The organism is Burkholderia sp. BE12 (assembly GCF_002959955.1).
Taxonomy (GTDB): domain Bacteria; phylum Pseudomonadota; class Gammaproteobacteria; order Burkholderiales; family Burkholderiaceae; genus Burkholderia.
Genome location: NZ_PREY01000075.1, coordinates 1 through 1,507 on the forward strand (window position 1 = coordinate 1; position 1,507 = coordinate 1,507).

General features: G+C 62.8%; 1 protein-coding gene. It reads right to left on the reverse strand.

The genetic code is table 11. The features are described from left to right. On the reverse strand, nt 1–1,400 hold a 1,400-nt coding region (locus C4B30_RS34965), incomplete at its 3' end, for an ISNCY family transposase (RefSeq protein ID WP_105133683.1). Between the last annotated feature and the right edge of the window lie 107 nt (nt 1,401–1,507).

Genomic DNA, 1,507 nt, shown 5'->3' on the forward strand with positions numbered 1-1,507 from the left:
GCAGACCGCCGCTCAGTTCCTGCGTTTGATGTGACCTCCAGAATCGCCGTCTCCATGTCAGCCGCCGTGAACCGGCGCGGTTTCTTGGTGCCGGGTTGCGCTTCGTTCTCCCGCACCGGAAGCCCTCGATGCGTTCGCGACGGCGCGGTCCCGATCCGCCGGCTGTCGCGCTGCGCTTGAAACGCTTGCGCCACTTGCAGCGCGTGACTCAGGCGCTTGTGGTCCACGATGGCGCCTTGATCGACTTCGGCCAGCCGGTCATACGACTGAGCTGCCAATATCTGACCGGCTGCTCGGATTTCGATCCGACCATCCGGGTACTCCCACACCTCGACGTCGCGATGGATCCACGCTCGATTCCCCGGCGTATCGTCCAGCAGGTACAGCACCCGGTCGTACTGCACCGTCAACGCCTTCGTCACCCGGCGTGTCTCACGCCAGGTCAGCAGTAGGTCCAGATCCTCGTCGGATCGCAGCGGCCGGTGCGCATCAAAGCCGCTGCGTGGCGGCTTCGCGAAGCGCTCGTTATACGTGGCGATGAAGGAGGGCGCATAAGCATTGGCATCCGCTACCGTGCTAATCCCGCGCAATCGTAGCTCCTTGACCAGTCGGTCCTGCAACGTCAGATGTGCTCGCTCGACACGGCCCTTGGCGGAGCTGCTGTTCGCGCAGAACGTGTCGATGTTCAGTTCGTACATCGCGCGGCCGAAGTGCGTGACGCTCTGGCCTGTCTTACCGGCGCTCGTATTGCGGAACACGCTGTACTTGTCGCTGTAGAACGCTACCGGCTTGCCATGGCGCTCCAGATACGTCCGCGTGGCCTCGAAGTAGCTGAAGGTCGATTCGGTCTGAGTGAAGTGCAGCATCATCAGCCGGCTCGTCGCGTCGTCGACGTACACCAGCAGCGTGCAGGCCGGCGCCCGTTCCTCGAACCATCGATGATCGCTGCCGTCGATCTGGATCAGTTCGCCCAGACACGCCCGGCGTGCTCGCGGCTGATACACCTTCGGTGGTCGTTGCCGGCGCGGGATCCAGAGCCCAGCGTCCGTCATCAGCTTCCTGACCGTTTCCTTGGCCAACCGAATGCCGTGGCATTCCCATAGCTTCTCGCAAGCCAGCGTCGGCCCGAAATCGGCGTAGCGCTCACGGATAACGGTCAGGGCACGTAACGCCAGCCCGTCGTCGAGCTTGCGGTTGCCCGGTCGGCCACGACGGCCCGAAGCTACGCCGTCGGGCCCACGCTCGCGATACCGGATAACCAGCCGTTCCACCTGGCGCACGCTCAGGCCCAGCCGTTCGGCTGCACGGCCTGGCTTCAAACCCGTGTCTACCACAGCCTGGATCACCTTGAGTCGATCAAGCTCTCGCATCGTCAGTGTCACCAATCCGGCTGGCTGCATGGTCGGCTCCCGTGCTTGCTCAACGAGCCGTCCAGCATGCCAGCAGTCAAAAACACGACATCTGTAAATAGCCAGAACACGACATTAGGATATGGCTGCTACAACCA